13 protein-coding genes and 1 pseudogene are annotated in these 16,316 nt (G+C 58.7%); 10 read left to right on the top strand and 4 right to left on the bottom strand.

Annotated elements, in window-relative coordinates; all coding sequences use genetic code 11:
* The first annotated feature begins 6 nt into the window (after window positions 1–6).
* Genes NHG65_RS18440 through NHG65_RS18430 form a run of 3 tightly spaced genes read left to right on the top strand, consistent with a single transcriptional unit; the run spans window position 7 to window position 5,830 of the window.
* A complete protein-coding gene (locus NHG65_RS18440) occupies window positions 7–1,266 on the top strand; it encodes a TolC family protein (RefSeq protein WP_499182527.1) in 1,260 nt (419 codons plus the stop codon).
* The gene (locus tag NHG65_RS18435) at window positions 1,263–2,714 is read left to right on the top strand and encodes an efflux RND transporter periplasmic adaptor subunit (RefSeq protein ID WP_499182526.1); all 1,452 of its coding nucleotides are present in this window, start codon (window positions 1,263–1,265) and stop codon (window positions 2,712–2,714) included. The genes NHG65_RS18440 and NHG65_RS18435 overlap by 4 nt, the downstream gene beginning before the upstream one ends.
* On the top strand, window positions 2,711–5,830 hold the full coding sequence (locus NHG65_RS18430) for an efflux RND transporter permease subunit (RefSeq protein ID WP_499182525.1): 3,120 nt from the start codon (window positions 2,711–2,713) through the stop codon (window positions 5,828–5,830). Before NHG65_RS18435 ends, NHG65_RS18430 begins: the two co-directional genes overlap by 4 nt.
* Before the next feature lie 49 nt (window positions 5,831–5,879).
* On the opposite strand, the gene apbE is transcribed toward NHG65_RS18430, so the two are convergent.
* Window positions 5,880–6,911 (bottom strand): FAD:protein FMN transferase ApbE, encoded by a 1,032-nt coding sequence (gene apbE, locus NHG65_RS18425; RefSeq protein ID WP_499182524.1) that lies wholly within the window; start codon window positions 6,909–6,911, stop codon window positions 5,880–5,882.
* 155 nt (window positions 6,912–7,066) lie between these two features.
* On the opposite strand from apbE, the gene NHG65_RS18420 reads away from it, so the two are divergent.
* Window positions 7,067–8,179, top strand: coding sequence for an SLC13 family permease (locus NHG65_RS18420; RefSeq protein WP_499182523.1), 1,113 nt, complete (start codon window positions 7,067–7,069; stop codon window positions 8,177–8,179).
* A gap of 45 nt (window positions 8,180–8,224) precedes the next feature.
* Here the strand turns inward: NHG65_RS18420 and pepT are convergent, their stop codons facing one another.
* A complete protein-coding gene (gene pepT, locus NHG65_RS18415) occupies window positions 8,225–9,457 on the bottom strand; it encodes a peptidase T (protein WP_499182522.1) in 1,233 nt (410 codons plus the stop codon).
* Between the two features lie 215 nt (window positions 9,458–9,672).
* On the opposite strand from pepT, the gene NHG65_RS18410 reads away from it, so the two are divergent.
* Window positions 9,673–10,569 carry an endonuclease/exonuclease/phosphatase family protein gene (locus NHG65_RS18410; protein ID WP_283603660.1) on the top strand — a complete coding sequence of 299 codons (897 nt, stop codon included), beginning with the start codon at window positions 9,673–9,675 and terminating at the stop codon, window positions 10,567–10,569.
* Window positions 10,570–10,699: 130 nt separating this feature from the next.
* Here NHG65_RS18410 and NHG65_RS18405 read toward each other — a convergent pair.
* Window positions 10,700–10,888: pseudogene (locus NHG65_RS18405) on the bottom strand (GntR family transcriptional regulator); the annotation flags it as partial.
* A gap of 92 nt (window positions 10,889–10,980) precedes the next feature.
* On the opposite strand from NHG65_RS18405, the gene NHG65_RS18400 reads away from it, so the two are divergent.
* Window positions 10,981–11,436 carry a rhodanese-like domain-containing protein gene (locus NHG65_RS18400; protein ID WP_099061640.1) on the top strand — a complete coding sequence of 152 codons (456 nt, stop codon included), beginning with the start codon at window positions 10,981–10,983 and terminating at the stop codon, window positions 11,434–11,436.
* A 4-nt stretch (window positions 11,437–11,440) separates the two neighbouring features.
* On the opposite strand, the gene flk is transcribed toward NHG65_RS18400, so the two are convergent.
* Entirely contained in the window at window positions 11,441–12,469 is a 1,029-nt protein-coding gene (gene flk / locus NHG65_RS18395; RefSeq protein ID WP_085117864.1) for a flagella biosynthesis regulator Flk, read from the bottom strand.
* A 178-nt stretch (window positions 12,470–12,647) separates the two neighbouring features.
* Between flk and NHG65_RS18390 the strand changes: the two genes are divergently transcribed.
* Genes NHG65_RS18390 through NHG65_RS18375 form a run of 4 tightly spaced genes read left to right on the top strand, consistent with a single transcriptional unit; the run spans window position 12,648 to window position 16,305 of the window.
* Complete coding sequence (locus NHG65_RS18390) at window positions 12,648–13,013, top strand: copper resistance protein (RefSeq protein ID WP_099061639.1); 366 nt, start codon at window positions 12,648–12,650, stop codon at window positions 13,011–13,013.
* 49 nt (window positions 13,014–13,062) lie between these two features.
* Window positions 13,063–15,099 carry a protein-disulfide reductase DsbD family protein gene (locus NHG65_RS18385; RefSeq protein ID WP_413477937.1) on the top strand — a complete coding sequence of 679 codons (2,037 nt, stop codon included), beginning with the start codon at window positions 13,063–13,065 and terminating at the stop codon, window positions 15,097–15,099.
* Window positions 15,096–15,812, top strand: coding sequence for a DsbA family protein (locus NHG65_RS18380; RefSeq protein WP_085117858.1), 717 nt, complete (start codon window positions 15,096–15,098; stop codon window positions 15,810–15,812). The genes NHG65_RS18385 and NHG65_RS18380 overlap by 4 nt, the downstream gene beginning before the upstream one ends.
* Window positions 15,805–16,305: a protein disulfide oxidoreductase gene (locus NHG65_RS18375; RefSeq protein ID WP_499182521.1), complete on the top strand. Its 501-nt coding sequence runs from the start codon at window positions 15,805–15,807 to the stop codon at window positions 16,303–16,305. The genes NHG65_RS18380 and NHG65_RS18375 overlap by 8 nt, the downstream gene beginning before the upstream one ends.
* Window positions 16,306–16,316: the final 11 nt, after the last annotated feature.

Here is a 16,316-nt window from a genome sequence, read left to right as displayed (position 1 = left end):
GGCGTCATGACCATTATTCTTTCTCACTCTTGGCGGGTGGGCTGGCTGCTGCTTGCCTGTTGGGCACCGGCCAGCCAGGCGGCGGAGTTGACGCTGCAACAGTCGCTGACGGCCGCCGAACGTTATTCGGCCGAGCTTTCGGCGAATCGACATCAGGTGAATGCCCTGGAGAACATGGCGGATTCGGCGATGCAATTGCCCGATCCCAAGCTGAAGTTCGGTATTGAAAACGTGCCGGTGCAGGGTGGAAACGCCCGACGCTTCACCCGTGAAGGCATGACGATGGGGCGGGTTGGCATCATGCAGGATTACGTCAGCAGCACCAAACGCCAACGTAAGGCGGATACCCTGCGTGCCGAGGCCAGCCAGACGGACGCCGGCAGTGCCACCATCCGAACCCGTCTGCAGCAGCAAACCGCACAGGCATGGCTGGAACTGGCGCTGAGTCGGCAAACCTTGCGCGATGCCACTGCCCTGGTCACGGAGAGTGAGCGTCAAATTGCCACTCAGCATGCTGGTGTGGCCGGTGGCGGTACTCCTGCCAGCGGCGTGCTGGACGCCAGACTGACGCTGTTGGCCATGCAGGACCGTATCAGCGAGGCGCAGCGTGACGTCGCGGTGGCGCAGGCACGCCTGACACAACTGACCGGTCTGGCGGCGACGGATACCGCCGGAACCCTGCCGCGCTTTGAACGTTTGCCGGCCGACAGTGACGTCTTGCGGCAGGCGATCAGGCAGCATCCCGAGGTGCTGCAGGCCAGCCGTGAGGCCGACGTAGCCAAGGCGCGTTCGGCGCAGTCAGAGGTGGCAGCCATACCGGACGTCGGCGTAGAGGTCTATTACGGCAAGCGTGCCGATGATTACGAAGATCTGGCTGGGGTGATGTTTACCGTCGATCTGCCGCTGTTCCGCTCACAACGGCAGGACAAGAACTACGCCGCTGATGTGTCCCGCAACATGGAGGCCAACGATCGACTGACGTTGCTGATCCGCGATCATCAGGCACAACTCGATACGCTGTTGGCACAGTATCAGGCGGCACAGGCGCAATGGCAGCGCCAGCAACAACAGGCGATCCCCCTGCAGCAACAGCGAGTGAGCTTGCTGTTGGCGCAATATCGCAGCGGTAAAGGCGACTTGTCTGCGGTGCTGGAAGCAAGGCGAGCACTGCTCGACAGCCGTCTCAGCGCCGGTAAGGCCGCTCGCGGACTGGCACAGATTTGGGCCGCCATCCGCTATCTCACCCCTCAGGAGTCGATGCAATGAAAATGCCATTTAAGCTGGCGCTGTTAGCGGCGTTAATCGGCGCTGGGCTGGCCGGATACTGGTTTGGTGCGTCGGGTGAAACCGCACCGCAGGTGGACAAAAGTGAACGGCAGGTACTGTATTGGTACGATCCGATGATGCCTGCCCAGCGTTTTGATAAGCCGGGGAAATCGCCTTTTATGGATATGCAACTGGTGCCGCGCTATGCCGATGAGGCGGAGACGGAGGGCGGTGTGACCATCAGCGCACGCCAGCAGCAGAACCTGGGGGTACGTATCGAAACCGCCCAGTTGCGTCCGCTGGATCCGCAGCTTAACGTTTTTGGCAGCGTGGCCACCGATGAACGTGGGGTGCAGATCATTGCCGCCCGCGCCAATGGGCTGGTGGAAAAACTCTATGTCCGTGCCAGCCAGCAGCAGGTGAAAAAAGGCGAAGCACTGGCACAGTTGTGGATCCCGGACTGGAGCGCGGCGCAGCAGGAGTATCTGGCGATACGCCAACTGGGTGACCGTGCGTTGACCGCCGCCGCACGCCAGCGGTTGCAACTGCTGTTTATGCCTGAAGCGGTGATTCGGCAGGTAGAGCGCAGGGGTAAACCCGAGCCTCGCATTACGATAGTGGCGCCGGAAAGCGGTTATGTGAACAAGCTCAGCGTGCTCGAAGGCGCGCAGGTGACCGTGGCGCAGGGGCTATTCGAACTTGCCCGTCTCGATCCGGTGTGGATCGTGGCTGATTATCCGCAGGCGCAAGCCGGGTTGCTGAAAGTGGGGGACAGGGTGCAGGCCAACTCCGCCAGTTGGCCGGGAGAGCGCTTTGAAGGCGAGGTGAGTGAACTGCTGGCTAATGTTGATCCGCTGACCCGAACCTTTAAAGCGCGGATCCTGTTGAAAAATCCTCAACAAAAGCTGCGGCCGGGTATGTACCTGCAACTGACGTTGTCGCAGAGCCACGTCGGTAAACCGGTGCTGGCAATCCCGCAGGAGGCGCTGATTGGCAGTGGCGATCGTAATCGGGTATTGATCGCCGAAGGTAATGGTCATTTCACGCCGGTTGAGGTGGTGGCCGGGCGCGCACAGGACGGCTGGGTGGAAATCAAACGTGGGCTGAACGCCGGGCAGCAGGTCGTGACCTCCGGTCAGTTCCTGATCGACTCCGAGGCCAGCATGCGCAGTGCCTTGCCGCAGATGGCGGCGGAAACCGAGGTTAAGCAGTATCAGGCTGAGGGCGTGATTAAGGCGCTGAATGGCGACAGCATGACGCTGTCCCACGGGCCGGTGCCGGAATTGCAGTGGCCGGCGATGACCATGGATTTTGCTCTGCCGCCGGGGGGATTACCGGCAGACATCAAGCCAGGCGACCGGGTGAAAATCCGCTTTGGCGTCGACGACAGCGGTTCGCATATCAGCCAGGTCCTGCCGGCGAGTACTGAACACGGAGGCCACTTATGATTGCATTAGTGATCCGCTGGTCGCTGCGTAATCGGCTGCTGGTGTTACTGGCTTCGGTGTTGTTGGCCGGCTGGGGTGTTTGGGCTTTGCAGAAAGCACCGCTGGATGCTTTGCCGGATTTGTCTGACGTGCAGGTGATCGTCCGTGCCACTTACCCAGGCAAGGCACCGCAGGTGATTGAAGACCAGGTTACCTATCCGCTGACCACTACCTTGTTGACGGTGCCGGGGGCTAAAACGGTGCGTGGCTTTTCCATGTTTGGCGATGCCTACGTCTACGTGCTGTTTGAGGACGGTACCGATCTTTACTGGGCGCGTTCACGGGTGCTGGAGTCGTTGAGCCAGGTGCAATCTTCATTGCCTGAACAGGTGAAGGTGGCGCTGGGGCCGGATGCCACCGGTGTGGGTTGGGTGTATGAATATGCTCTGGTGGATAAAAGCGGCAAACACAGCCTGGCCGACCTGCGTGCGCTGCAAGACTGGACGCTGAAGTTTGAGCTTAAAACCGTCCCCAACGTGGCGGAAGTGGCCAGCGTCGGCGGCATGGTGCGCCAGTATCAGGTGGTGCTGGATCCGCAAAGTCTGCGTGCGCTGAATATCACTCATCAACAGGTGGTGACGGCCATTCAGGACGCCAATCAGGAAGGCGGCGGGGCGCTGCTGGAAATGGGCGAAGCGGAATATATGGTGCGCACCTCGGGCTACCTGAAAAAGCTGAGTGATTTTGCCAACGTGGTGATCACCGTGCGCGACGGTGTACCTATCCTGCTGTCACAGGTGGCGACGCTGCGTGAAGGGCCGGAGATCCGCCGTGGCGTGGCGGAACTGAACGGGGAAGGGGAAGTGGCAGGCGGCATTGTGGTGATGCGCTACGGTAAGAATGCGCTGGAAACCATCAACGCGCTGAAGGTGAAGCTACAGGAGATTCAGCAGACTTTGCCGCCGGGGGTGGAAATCGTCACGGTTTACGACCGCTCTCAGTTGATCGAGCATGCCATCGAAACCTTGTCCCACAAGCTGCTGGAAGAGTTTATCGTGGTGGCTCTGGTCTGCACCTTGTTCCTGTTCCATTTCCGCTCGGCACTGGTGGCGATGATCACGCTGCCACTCGGCATTCTCGGTGCCTTTGTGGTGATGCATTATCAGGGGGTGAACGCCAACATCATGTCGTTGGGCGGGATCGCCATCGCGATAGGGGCGATGGTGGATGCGGCGATCGTGATGATCGAGAACATGCATAAGGTGCTGGAGCAGTGGCGACAACGCCACCCTGGGCAACAACCGACGTCGGCAGATTACTGGCGCATTTCGGAGCAGGCGGCGGTGGAAGTGGGGCCGGCGCTGTTTTGCAGTCTGCTGATCATCACGCTGTCCTTCATTCCGGTGTTCACACTTCAGGCGCAGGAAGGGCGGATGTTCTCTCCGCTGGCCTACACCAAAACCTATGCCATGGCGGTGGCGGCCGGGCTGGGGATTACGCTGGTGCCGGTGTTGATGGGTTACTTCATCCGTGGTCGCATTCCCGACGAACATGCCAACCCGATCAATCGCTGGCTGATCCGTCTGTATCAGCCGGTGCTGGCGGCGGTGTTGGCAAGACCGAAAACCACGCTCGGGGTTTCCTTGCTGCTGCTGTTGCTAACCTTGTATCCGCTTAGCCGCCTGGGCAGTGAATTTATGCCGCAGCTCGATGAAGGCGATTTGTTGTATATGCCATCGTCATTGCCGGGCATGTCGGCGCGCGAGGCCAGCAGGCTGCTGCAACTGACCGACCGGTTGATCAAAACCGTGCCGGAAGTGGCGACGGTATTCGGCAAGGCGGGGCGGGCGGAAACCGCCACCGACCCGGCACCGCTGACCATGCTGGAAACCACCATTCGCTTCAAGCCGCGTGATCAATGGCGGCCGGGGATGACCATGGACAAGCTGGTGGCGGAATTGGACAGCGTGGTCAAGGTGCCGGGGATAGCCAACGTGTGGGTTCCCCCAATCCGCAATCGGCTGGATATGTTGGCCACCGGGATAAAAAGCCCGGTCGGTATCAAGGTGAACGGCAATAACATGGCCGAGATCGAACGGATTTCTGGGCAGATTGAGCAGGTGGTGAAGCGGGTTCCGGGCGTTACCTCGGCACTGGCCGAGCGCATTACCGGCGGCCGTTACGTGGATATTGATATCGACCGCCAGCGGGCGGCACGCTACGGTGTTTCGGTCAAAGAGCTGCAATCTATGGTTGCGACGTTGGTGGGCGGCGAAAACATTGGCGAAACCATAGAGGGGCGGGCGCGTTATCCGATCAATGTGCGTTACCCACGTGAAATCCGTGATTCGGTGCAACAACTGCAGGCGTTGCCGGTTCTGACCGCCAGCGGGGGCCAGGTGCCGTTGTCGATGTTGGCAGACATTCGGGTGACCGAAGGGCCGCCGATGTTAAAAAGTGAGAATGCGCGGCTTTCCAACTGGATTTATGTCGATCTGCGTGGGCGCGATCTTAAATCGGCGGTGGAAGAGATGCAGCAGGCGGTCGCGCAGCAGGTCAAGCTGCCGGCCGGGGTGTCATTGGGCTGGTCCGGGCAATTTGAATATCTGGAACGCGCCAGCGCCCAGCTGAAAATCGTGCTGCCGGTGACACTGGCGATCATTTTCGTCTTGCTGTTTGTCACCTTCAGCAGCGTGCGCGATGCGCTGCTGATCATGGCGACGTTGCCCTTCGCGCTGATCGGCGGCGTGTGGCTGCTGTACCTGTTGGACTACAACCTGTCGGTGGCCGGGGCGGTTGGCTTTATTGCCCTGTCCGGGGTGGCGGCGGAGTTCGGCGTGATTATGGTGTTGTATCTGAATCACGCGTTGGAAAAACACCGTCAGCCAGGGCAGCCGCTCACTCAGCAACAACTGATGGCGGCCATCAGTGAGGGGGCGGTACTGCGCGTGCGGCCAAAAGTGATGACCGTCGCCACCATCATGGCCGGGTTGTTACCGATCATGTGGGGCGATGGTGCCGGTTCTGAGGTGATGCGACGCATTGCGGCACCGATGATTGGCGGGATGGTCAGCGCACCCTTGTTGTCGATGCTGGTGGTTCCGGTGGTTTATTTGCTGTTGCACCGTAAAGGATGACGGAGCGGGGCGCGGTATTGAACTGCGCCCCTTATTACTGAACCCGAAACTATTTCACCAGAAACGCTTTAAACTGCGGCGTCATCACGGCGCTGAATCCCTGGTCAGTTTTGCTGACCAAATACACCGCCAGCCCTTTTTCCTCTGCCAGTTTCAGTGCTTTTTCCGTTCCCAGCACCATCAGCCCGGTATCCCAACCGTCGGCTTCAAGCGCGGTCGGGGCGATCACCGTGGCGGACACCAGACGGTGGGTAATAGGTCGGCCGGTCGCGGGATCGATCACATGTGAATAACGCTGCCCATCCTGTTCGAAATAGTTGCGGTAGCTGCCGGCGGTGCTGATGCCATACCCTTGCAGATCCACCAGGGCCTGCACCGCATTCTCGCGGTCGGTTGGTTTTTGGATCGCTACCCGCCAGGCTTTGCCCTGGCCGTTAACGCCGCGTGAGGAAACCGCACCGCCGACCGAAACCAGATAGTTGGTGATGCCGTTGCGCGCCATCAACTGCACCAACTGGTCAACGCCATAACCTTCACCCAGGGTTGAGAGATCGACATACATCTCCGGCAGGTCTTTTTGCAGCCACTCACCGCGATCGTCACTGATCAGCTTGAGATGCTGCAGGCCGACATTCTTTTGCGCCGCTTCTATTTGCTGCTGGCTCGGCACCTTGACCACTTTTTTATCCGGGCCGAAGCCCCACAAATTGACCAGTGGACCGACGGTAATATTCATCGCGCTCTGAGTATCGCGGCCGATGCGTTGAGCCATCAGGATAATGTCCGCCATACCGCGTGGGATCGGCTGTGGATCGGCGCTGCGGGTCTGATTAAAGCGCGACAGTACCGAATCATTGCGGTAGGTGGAGATATCGTCGTTGGCCCGCTCCAGCACGGCGTCGATCTGCTGTTGCAACTGCTGTTTATTGATTGCCATGTCACCGCTGACCTTGACGCTGTAAAAGGTCCCCATGGTTTTGCCGTCGATGTCCGTCTGCGGGCGGGAGTTCTGGTCATTACAGGCGGTCAGCAAACCGAGCACGAGACTCAGCAACAGTCCTTTGGCGAAAACGTTAGCCATAAAAAATCCTTTAAAACTGGGAAAGGCGCTACCAATAAAGTAAAGCGCGACGAATGAAAAGCAGTTAAAGGTAAAATAGCATTTTGCTGGCGTTCCCGTCGTGCTTGGGCTAACTTCTGGCTCCCGACCCCTGGTTGATTTTTGAAGCGCTCAACATGAGTTCAAACGCCGCTCTCCGGCTGATCCAGCCGTTCCTGAAAGATCGTTTTTTACATATTCTGCTGTTGGCCGGCGTGTTGATGGCGGTCATTAATCCGCAGCCACTGCCCGCGCTCAGCGGTTTTATTGACTGGCGAACCATTATTACCCTGCTGGGCCTGATGCTGTTGACCAAGGGGGTTGAGGTCAGCGGCTATTTTGATTTTATCGGCCGCAAGATAGTCAATACGCTGCACAGCGAACGGCGGCTGGCGCTGTTTTTGGTGTTTTCTGCCGCGCTGTTGTCGTCATTCCTGACCAACGACGTGGCACTGTTTATTGTCATTCCGCTGACCATCACGCTGAAAAAACTTTCTTCGCTGCCGATTAGCCGGCTGATTATCTTCCAGGCGCTGGCGGTCAATGCCGGCTCGCTGCTGACGCCGATTGGCAATCCGCAGAACATTTTGCTGTGGAGTAAATCCTCGTTGTCCTTCCTGGGTTTCATTGCCCAGATGGCACCCTTTGGTGTGGCGATGCTGGCCAGCCTGCTGCTGTTGACCTGGTTCAGTTTCCCGGCGCGGGATATCGTTAAGGCCCCGCACACCGAAGGCTACCCTTATCAGCGACGTCTGTTGCTGAGCTGTGTGGCGTTGTACGTGATTTTTCTGCTGTGTCTGGATATTGACCTGCCGCTGTACGGTCTGTTGGCGGTATTCGCCGGTTTTTTACTGCTGGCGCGCCGGGTATTGCTGCAGATCGACTGGAGCCTGATTTTTGTCTTTATCGCCATGTTTATCGACGTGGGGTTGTTCACTCGACTAGAGGTCGTCCAGCCCTGGTTTGCTGACATTGCCAGGCTAAGCGAGGGCGGTATTTATGCCCTGGGGATAGGCCTGTCACAGGTGATCAGCAATGTGCCGGCGACCATTTTACTGCTCAATTACGTGCCTTCCAGCCAACTGTTGGCCTATGCGGTGAACGCCGGTGGTTTTGGTCTGGCGATCGGCTCGCTGGCCAATCTGATTGCACTGCGGATGGCGGGCGAGCGAAAAATCTGGCTGAAATTCCATTATTATTCGCTGCCACTGCTGGCGTGGGGTGGGTTGCTTGGCTGGCTGTTGGCCTAAGAGCGGTATTTTTGTATGAAATACCGCTCTCCCTTGGCCAAGCAATTAACCGCGAGCCGCCAGCAAACAAATACTGCGGGTGACCTGATAGGACTTCACAAAGGCGCTGATCGGCAGAAACTCAAAGCGTGAATGGAAATTGTGCGCGCCGGTAAAGTAGTTGGGGGTCACCAGCCCGCGGCTGGACAACGCCGCACCGTCGGTGCCACCGCGCATCGGTATCACCTTTGGCGGAATACCATGGGCGGCGAGGGCGCCGAAAATCAGTTCGATGGCACGTTTGTCTTCACCGATAGAGTTGCTGATATTGCTGTAGATATCCGTGACGCTGCAGCTGACCCTGGCCCGCGGGTAGTTTGCCGCCACCTGCTGCACCACTTGCTGAATACGCTCTTTACGCGCATTGAAATTCGCCAGATCAAAATCACGGATCGACACTTTCAGCGTGGCGAGGTTGGCATTGGCCGTCATGTCATTGAACCAGAAGTAGCCTTCACGTCCCTCGGTATGCTCCGGCGTATCCTGGCTGTCGAACTGGTTGATGATGTCGTTGGCGATGCGAATCGGGTTGATCAGCACGTTCTTGGCCGACATCGGGTGAGCGGTCACCCCCTCAATGCGGATCTCCGCCGCGGCCGCGTTGAAGTTTTCATACACCACTTCCCCCAGTTCGCAGCAGTCGATGGTATAGGCGAAGTCCACATCAAAGCGAGCCAGATCCAGCGCCTTGGCACCGCGCAGGCCAATTTCTTCATCCGGCACAAAGGCCACCAGAATATCGCCGTGGCGGTCGGTGGCGCTCAGGTTAGCCAACAGGGTCATCACTACCGTCACTGCGGCCTTGTTATCGGCACCGAGCACGCTGGTCCCGTCGCTGAAAATAATCTCTTCATTCGGGTAGGCCAGGATCTCCGGGTGCTCGGCGGTGCGCAGCCAGATGTCATGCTCCGCGTTCAGGCACAGATCCTGGCCGCTAAAGCGCAGGCGCTGCGGATGAATATGTGCTGACAGGCCGACGTCAACGGTATCGATATGAGTAATAAAACCGATGCGCGGCGCACCTGGCTGGTTACCGGGCTTGCGTGCGGTGACGGTGGCGTGCTCATCAATTTGCACGTCTTTCATCCCCAACTGGCGCAGTTCGGCGGCCAGCAGCTTGGCCATATCATGCTGGCCCAGCGTGCTGGGCAGGGTGGTGACGGCGGCATCGCTCTGGCTGGTCACCGCCAGATAGCGGAAGAAACGTTCGGTGAGCTGTTCGGCTATGGCGCTGGTCATGCGGGTTCCTCTCGGTAAGCGGTCTATTGGTTTTAAAGGTAAATCAGCCGGTTGTCCAATGGTGCAATACTTCGGCTGTCGGAATGCGAGACGCCGCGCAGAATAAAAAAATAGCGGCACAACTAGGAAATAGTCGCGGGTAACTGCGGCAAAATCGTTGTTAGCTGTGGGGAGCGGGTGCCCCAACAAAAATCTTAACCTTAAAAGGAGAATTCATGCGCTCACGTCAGGCTTTGCTTATTACTTTGTTATCCCTGGGAATATCTCAGACCGCCTGGTCTTCTACCGACGGCGGCCATGCCAACAGCAACGCCAATAGCCGCGAAGTAGCCAGCGCGCTCGGCGGCCTGAAGAACAAAACCTATAGCCTGGAGCAGGCACCGAAGATCCGCGTCGCCAGCTTCAATATTGCCGCCGGTAAGGTCAGTGACATGACCGCCATCGCCAAAGCGATCAAGGCGATGAACGTCGACGTGGTGGCGCTGCAGGAAGTGGACAAGCTGACCGGCCGCAGCGGTAAATTGGATCAGGCTGAAGAGTTGGCCAAGCTGACCGGCATGCACGTGGTCTTTGGGCGCGCGATTGACTTTGACGGCGGTGAATATGGTCTGGCGTTCCTGTCAAAATACCCGCTGCATGACAGCAAGATTTATCCGCTCCCCTCCGGTCAGCGTGAACAGCGCATTGCCTTCAGTGCCCAGACTGACGTGCCTGAATTCCCGGCCCCAATCACCCTGATCAATACCCATCTGGACACCAAGGAAGATCCTGCCATGCGTTTGGAGCAGGTGCGTGAGTTGAACGATCGCACTATCGAGATGCGCGGTATCAAGCTGTTGTTTGGCGATATGAACGACGTGCCGGGCAGCGTCACCTGGACCGAACTGGGCCGTTACTGGAACGACATCATGCCCAGCGCGCAAGATGGCCGCAGTTGGCCGGCAGAAAACGCCGAAATCAAGGTCGACTACATCTTTAGCGGCAATGCCCAACGCTGGCACCTGGACAGCCTGACGGTGCCGAACGCCAGCGGCGACTGGAATGGCATTCACTGGCCGGCGGTCAGCGATCACCTGCCGGTGGTTGCCGAACTGCGCCTGACCGAGCAGTAATTTAATCGCAAACGGCGTTGTCAGTTTAAACGAGGGAAATCTGTGCCAGCCGTTCGATAGCGGCACGGATTTCACCCGGTGTCAGGGCAGAAAAGCCCAACAGCCAACCGTCGCGCCGCCCGGCTGGCATTAGATAGCCCTCGGCCTCAAGTTGGCCGTAGGCCGCCTCGGCGGTCACGCGTGAGACCGCTAAATCTGCCGCCAGTACTCTGGATGAGGGCAAACGTTGCCCGCTGATCAACGTCCCGTTATGCATAGCCCGGCGCAGCGTGCTGGCCATAATGGGACTTATCAATGGGCGAAAATGGGTATCAATCATCAGAGTGCCTCCGGGAAACCTCGGCCTTCAGGCCGGGGAGGAAAGGAGGCGGTTTTCGAGCTAACCAGTGTTTATTAACAGGAGTGAATTCCATGGCGGTATCTTCATTGGTTTTGGCCTTTCCACCGGGGACGGCGGCGCAGAGTCTGGATTATCTGGCCGCGAAGCTGAGTTATTACGCAGATGCGTGGGACGTGGCAGAAGATCTGCGCAATGGCGTCAGTGAGATCCTGGTGATCGATACCCGTGCGGAAGCCCTATACGCGGCCGGACATATTCCTGGTGCCATCAGTTTGCCCCATCGCCTGATGGACGAGGCCGGTACGGCGCATCTTGCGCGCGATAAAGTCTATGTCACTTATTGCGATGGCATTGGCTGCAACGGCTCCACCAAGGGGGCGTACAAGCTGGCGCTGCAAGGATTTCGGGTGAAGGAATTGATTGGTGGGTTGGACTTCTGGCTACGCGATGGCCATCCATTGGCCACCGGTGAACAGCCGGGCTCGCTGCAGGGAAGTGCTATTGGAGAAGACTGCGGCTGCGCCTGAGGGGTTAAAACACCAGCGCCAATACCAGGGCCAGCACCAGAACAAACAGGATAAAGGCCACGGCCGGTTTGCTCAGCGCTTTTTGCAGCGGTTGGGGCAGGGCGGCAATCAGTGGGTTGAGCAATGGCTGCGGTTCGGCATGGCTGCCGGACAGCGGCTGTGCCGGACCGGTCTTTTCCAGGCGGCGCGCAAACAGCTGGTTGATAATATCGCTCATCTGCGGATGGGTCAGCGGTGCGCTGGCATTGCAGTGAAAACGTGACTGGCAGTAGTCATTCAACTGCTGTTGCTCCTGCGAGTCTGCAGGCTGTTTGAGCACGGCCAACAGGTTGTTCAGCGTGGGTGCAGTCTGTGGACTCAGCGCGACCTTCACCTGCAAAAACTGGTTCAGCAGTTGGAAGTGGCGGGCAGGCAGCGGATCGTTGGTTTTTACCCCACTCAGGTCAAACAGCGTCTGCCAGATCTTGACCGGTGATTCGCCGGTGGCGGCGCTGAGCTTGGTCACCTGCTGTTGCAGGCTCTGGTGCTCGGCAGGCAGCAGCGGGCGATCGCTGGTGGTGGTTTGCTGCGGCTGAGGAATGGCCAGGCTGCGGGTCTGCAACAGGTTCAGTACCTGTTCTAACTGCGGATGGCTCAACTGGCTCAGCACCGTATGGCCAAACTGCTGGCGAATAAAGTCGCTGACGGCCAGGCGGTTATTGCCCTGCGGCAACAGTTCGGTAAGCTGCTGCAACAGTTGGCGGCTGGCATGGCTTTGTTGCACCTGTGCCAGACGGTTTTGCAACAGTTGCTCGGCCGGTTGGAAATGGCGTGCCAGCAGTTCGCTGTTGTTGTCCGTCTGCAGGTCATGGCGCAGCGTGACCCAAATCTCTGCGGACTTGGCCGGGCTGAGCGCCATGATCTTGACGACCAGCTTCTCCAGCGTCGTGCGTTGTGCCGGGGAGAGCGGACTACCGTCAGTGGCTGTGGTTTTGTCCGGGCTCGGGGAACGATCGTTGGCGATCGGGGTGCCCGGACCACTCAAAGGTTGCATATCACCTGTCCTTCGCTGTGTAGAAAATCGTCATACCCGGCGAAAAGCGCAGGATTGTGCTTATGATACCTGTAAATTGCCGTCATCAATACCGCCGTCAGACATTTCTTTACAGGCAAAACATTGCTAAACGCGTCTGCGCCGCTAAGATAAGCGCAGACTTGGAATTGAGGACGGCATGGTTAAACAGCAGCGGATTGCAAAATGGTTTTTATGCCTGGCTTGCCTGGTCGTATTGACCTGCATGACTCAGCGCATGGCGAGCCTGCATGCGTTGCAGCAAGTGACGGGTCTGCCTGCCGCCAGCGCCGCACAATCCCCCGCCGATGACACCGCCGAATTGCAACCCACGCCCTGCGAACTGAGTGCCAAATCGTTGTTGGCCTCGCCGCCGGTGATGTTCGAAACCCTGCTGTTCGGCCTGGGTCTGTTATTGGTGCTGTTGGCACCCACCGTGGCCGCGCGCCTGCGCATTCCCCCTCCCAGAGTTATTTCCCCCACCACCCTCAGGGTACATCTGCGATTATGCGTGTTCCGTGAATGAGTTAATCACCCGTCTGTTTTGGTGATTGGCTTATTTATGGAGAAAAAACATGTTGAATATCATCAGGTCGGCATTAGCCTGCCTGTTACTGCTGTGGCTACCTGCTTTGCAGGCGGCGGACAGCGGCTGGCTACAAAGTCCGACTAACGATCACGCCAAGGTGCGGCTGCGTGCCGACACTTCGCACAATGGGGAAACCCGTTTGCTGCTGGGCATAGAGCTGCAAAAAGGCTGGAAAACCTATTGGCGTTCGCCGGGGGAAGGCGGTATTGCGCCGGCCATCACCTGGCAGGGCAATCCACCGCCGGCGACCTGGTACTGGCCGACGCCGCAGCGTTTTGACGTTGCCGGTATTTCTACCCAGGGTTATCACGACCGGGTTGAGTTGCCGATGGTAATGAAAGGCGCGGTGCCGCGTCAGTTGGCGGGCACCCTGACGCTTTCTACCTGCAGCAACGTCTGCATCTTGACCGACTATCCGTTCAGTCTGGATCTTGGCGCGCCGTCAGACGCGCAGTTTACCCATGACTTTGCCCAGGCGATGGGGCAGGTACCCATTGCTGATGGGCTGGTGGAGAGCATTAAAGCCGGCTATCAGAACGGGGAGCTGCAGATCAGCGCCGAGCGAACCGCCGGTTGGCAGCAGCCTGAGCTGTTCTTCGATACATTGGAAGATGCCGACCTCGGCAAGCCGAAGGTCAGCAGTGAGGGTTCACAGATGTTCGCGCGGGTGCCGGTCAGCGATGGCTGGGGTGACAGCGCAGCGGATTTACGCGGCAAAACTCTGACGTTGGTGATCGGTGACGGTGGCGTGGCGCAACAGGTGACTCTGCCGATTGGCGGGCCGTTGGCCTCACCGATTGCGGCGAGTTTCTCGTTGTGGCAGGCGGTCCTGATGGCGCTGCTCGGTGGGCTGATCCTCAACCTGATGCCCTGCGTGCTGCCGGTATTGGGCATCAAACTGGGTTCGATTTTGCAGGTCGAACAGCGCGACCGACACAGCATTCGGCTGCAATTTCTGGCCTCGTCGTTCGGCATTGTGGCGTCGTTTATGGCGCTGGCCTTGCTGATGACGCTGCTGCGGCTGAGTAATCAGGCGCTTGGCTGGGGTATCCAGTTCCAAAACCCGTGGTTTATCGGCTTTATGGTGTTGGTGACGCTGTTATTCAGTGCCAACCTGTTCGGCCTGTTCCATCTGCAACTTTCCTCTTCGCTGAACACCAAACTGGCGACCCATAACGGCCGTGGTTTGGGCGGCCATTTCTGGCAGGGTGCTTTTGCCACCTTGCTGGCGACGCCGTGCTCCGCACCTTTCCTGGGTACCGCGGTGGCATTTGCCCTGGCCGCGCCGTTGCCGGTGTTGTGGGGTATGTTTGTCGCGCTGGGCATCGGCATGAGCCTGCCCTGGCTGCTGATTGCCGCCTGGCCGGCGCTGGCGCTGCGTCTACCTCGCCCTGGGCGCTGGATGAACAGTCTGCGCCTGGTAATGGGCCTGCTGATGCTGGCTTCTTCGCTGTGGCTGCTAAGCCTGATGGCCAACCATATCGGTGGGATGCCGACGCTGGTGGTGGGGGTTATCGCTCTGCTGGCCCTGTTGCTGGCGGTCGGCTGGCAACATGGCATTCGTCTGGCGGCCAAGCTGGCTGCCGGGACCCTGGTACTGGTCGGAGTGGTGCTATTGGCCGGTTCGCTGACCGCCGGGCTGTGGCGTCAGCCGCTGCAAGACAATGTAGCCTGGCAGCCGCTGAGCGAAGAGGCGATCACCCAGGCGCTGGCCCAGAACAAGCGGGTGTTTGTCGACGTTACTGCCGACTGGTGTGTAACCTGTAAAGCCAACAAATTCAACGTACTGCTGCGCGATGACGTGCAAAAGGCGCTGAGCGCTGAGGACGTTGTTGCCCTGCGGGGGGACTGGAGCCGTCCATCGGCTGAAATTAGCGCCTTCCTGCAACAACGCGGCAGCGTCGCCGTGCCCTTTAATCAAATTTATGGCCCCGGCAGCCGAGATGGCGTGGTGTTGTCCCCGCTATTGACCCGCGATGCCGTATTGCAAACTCTGTCCGCCGCCAAAGGAAACTCACAATGAAAAAATTAATGATTTTACTGATGTTGATCGCCACCCCTGTTTGGGCCGCCGCCCCTTTTACCCCGGATCAGGAAGTGCGCATTAAAGAGCTGATCCGCGAAACTCTGGTGTCGAACCCGGATATTCTGGCGCAGGCGGTTGATGCCTGGCAGCAGCAAACCGCCGGCCAACAAATCAGCCAGGCGATCAAGCAAAACGCCAAAACCCTGTATGAAGACCCGGCCAGTCCGCGTCTGGGGGCGGCCAATGCCAAACTGACGCTGGTAACCTTTACCGATTACAACTGCCCGTACTGCAAGCGTTTTGATCCGATGCTGGAAAAAATCGTTAAAGAGAACCCGGATGTGGCGTTGGTGGTGAAACTGTTGCCGTTCAAAGGGGAAAGCTCGGTCAGTTCGGCGCGCGTGGCCTTGACTACCTGGCAGCAGCATCCTGACCAGTTCTGGGCGTTGCACCAGCGGCTGATGGCGAAGAAAGGTTTCCACGACACCGCCAGCATTGCCGCCGCACAGCAGAAAACCGGGGTGAAAGCCGTAGCGCCCAGCGAGGTAAGCATGACCACGCTGCGCACTAACATGGAACTGGCGGAGCAACTGGGCGTGCAGGGGACGCCGGCGACGCTGATTGGTGACCAGATGCTGCCGGGGGCCGTGTCTTACGAGGAGCTGGAAACGATGGTGAAACAACAATTGGCGAAGGTCAAAAATGGCTAGGCTGCGACGTTGGACGCGCGAACTGCTGATCCTGCTGCTGATCGTCCTGGTGGCGGCGTTCGGGATGGACTGGCTGCGCGCACCGCAGGCACCGGCAGCCTTCGACTCGCAGGTTCTGACGACGCTGAACGGTGAACAGATGTCACTGGCGCAGCTCAGTCAGGATAAGCCGTTGCTGGTCTATTTCTGGGCCAGTTGGTGCGGTGTTTGCCGCTTCACCACCCCCTATGTCGCCAGACTGGTCGGAGAGGGGGATAACGTGTTGACCGTAGCGCTGCGCTCCGGCGACGACACTCAGGTAGCGCAGTGGCTGGCGGGCAAACGGGTGACCTTGCCGGTGGTGAATGATCCGCGTGGCGAGCTGTCGGCGCAGTGGCAAATCGGCGTCACCCCGACGCTGGTGATCATCTCCAAAGGCCAGGTGGTGCAGAGCACGACCGGGTGGACCAGCTACTGGGGCATGAAGCTGCGGCTGTGGTGGGCCGGGCTGTAATCAGCGGCTTA

This window comes from Serratia myotis (assembly GCF_027474885.1).
In the GTDB taxonomy this organism is placed as follows: Bacteria; Pseudomonadota; Gammaproteobacteria; order Enterobacterales; family Enterobacteriaceae; genus Serratia; species Serratia proteamaculans.
The sequence above is the reverse complement of the archived record's forward strand: the minus strand, read 5'-3'. Positions and strand labels throughout refer to the sequence as shown.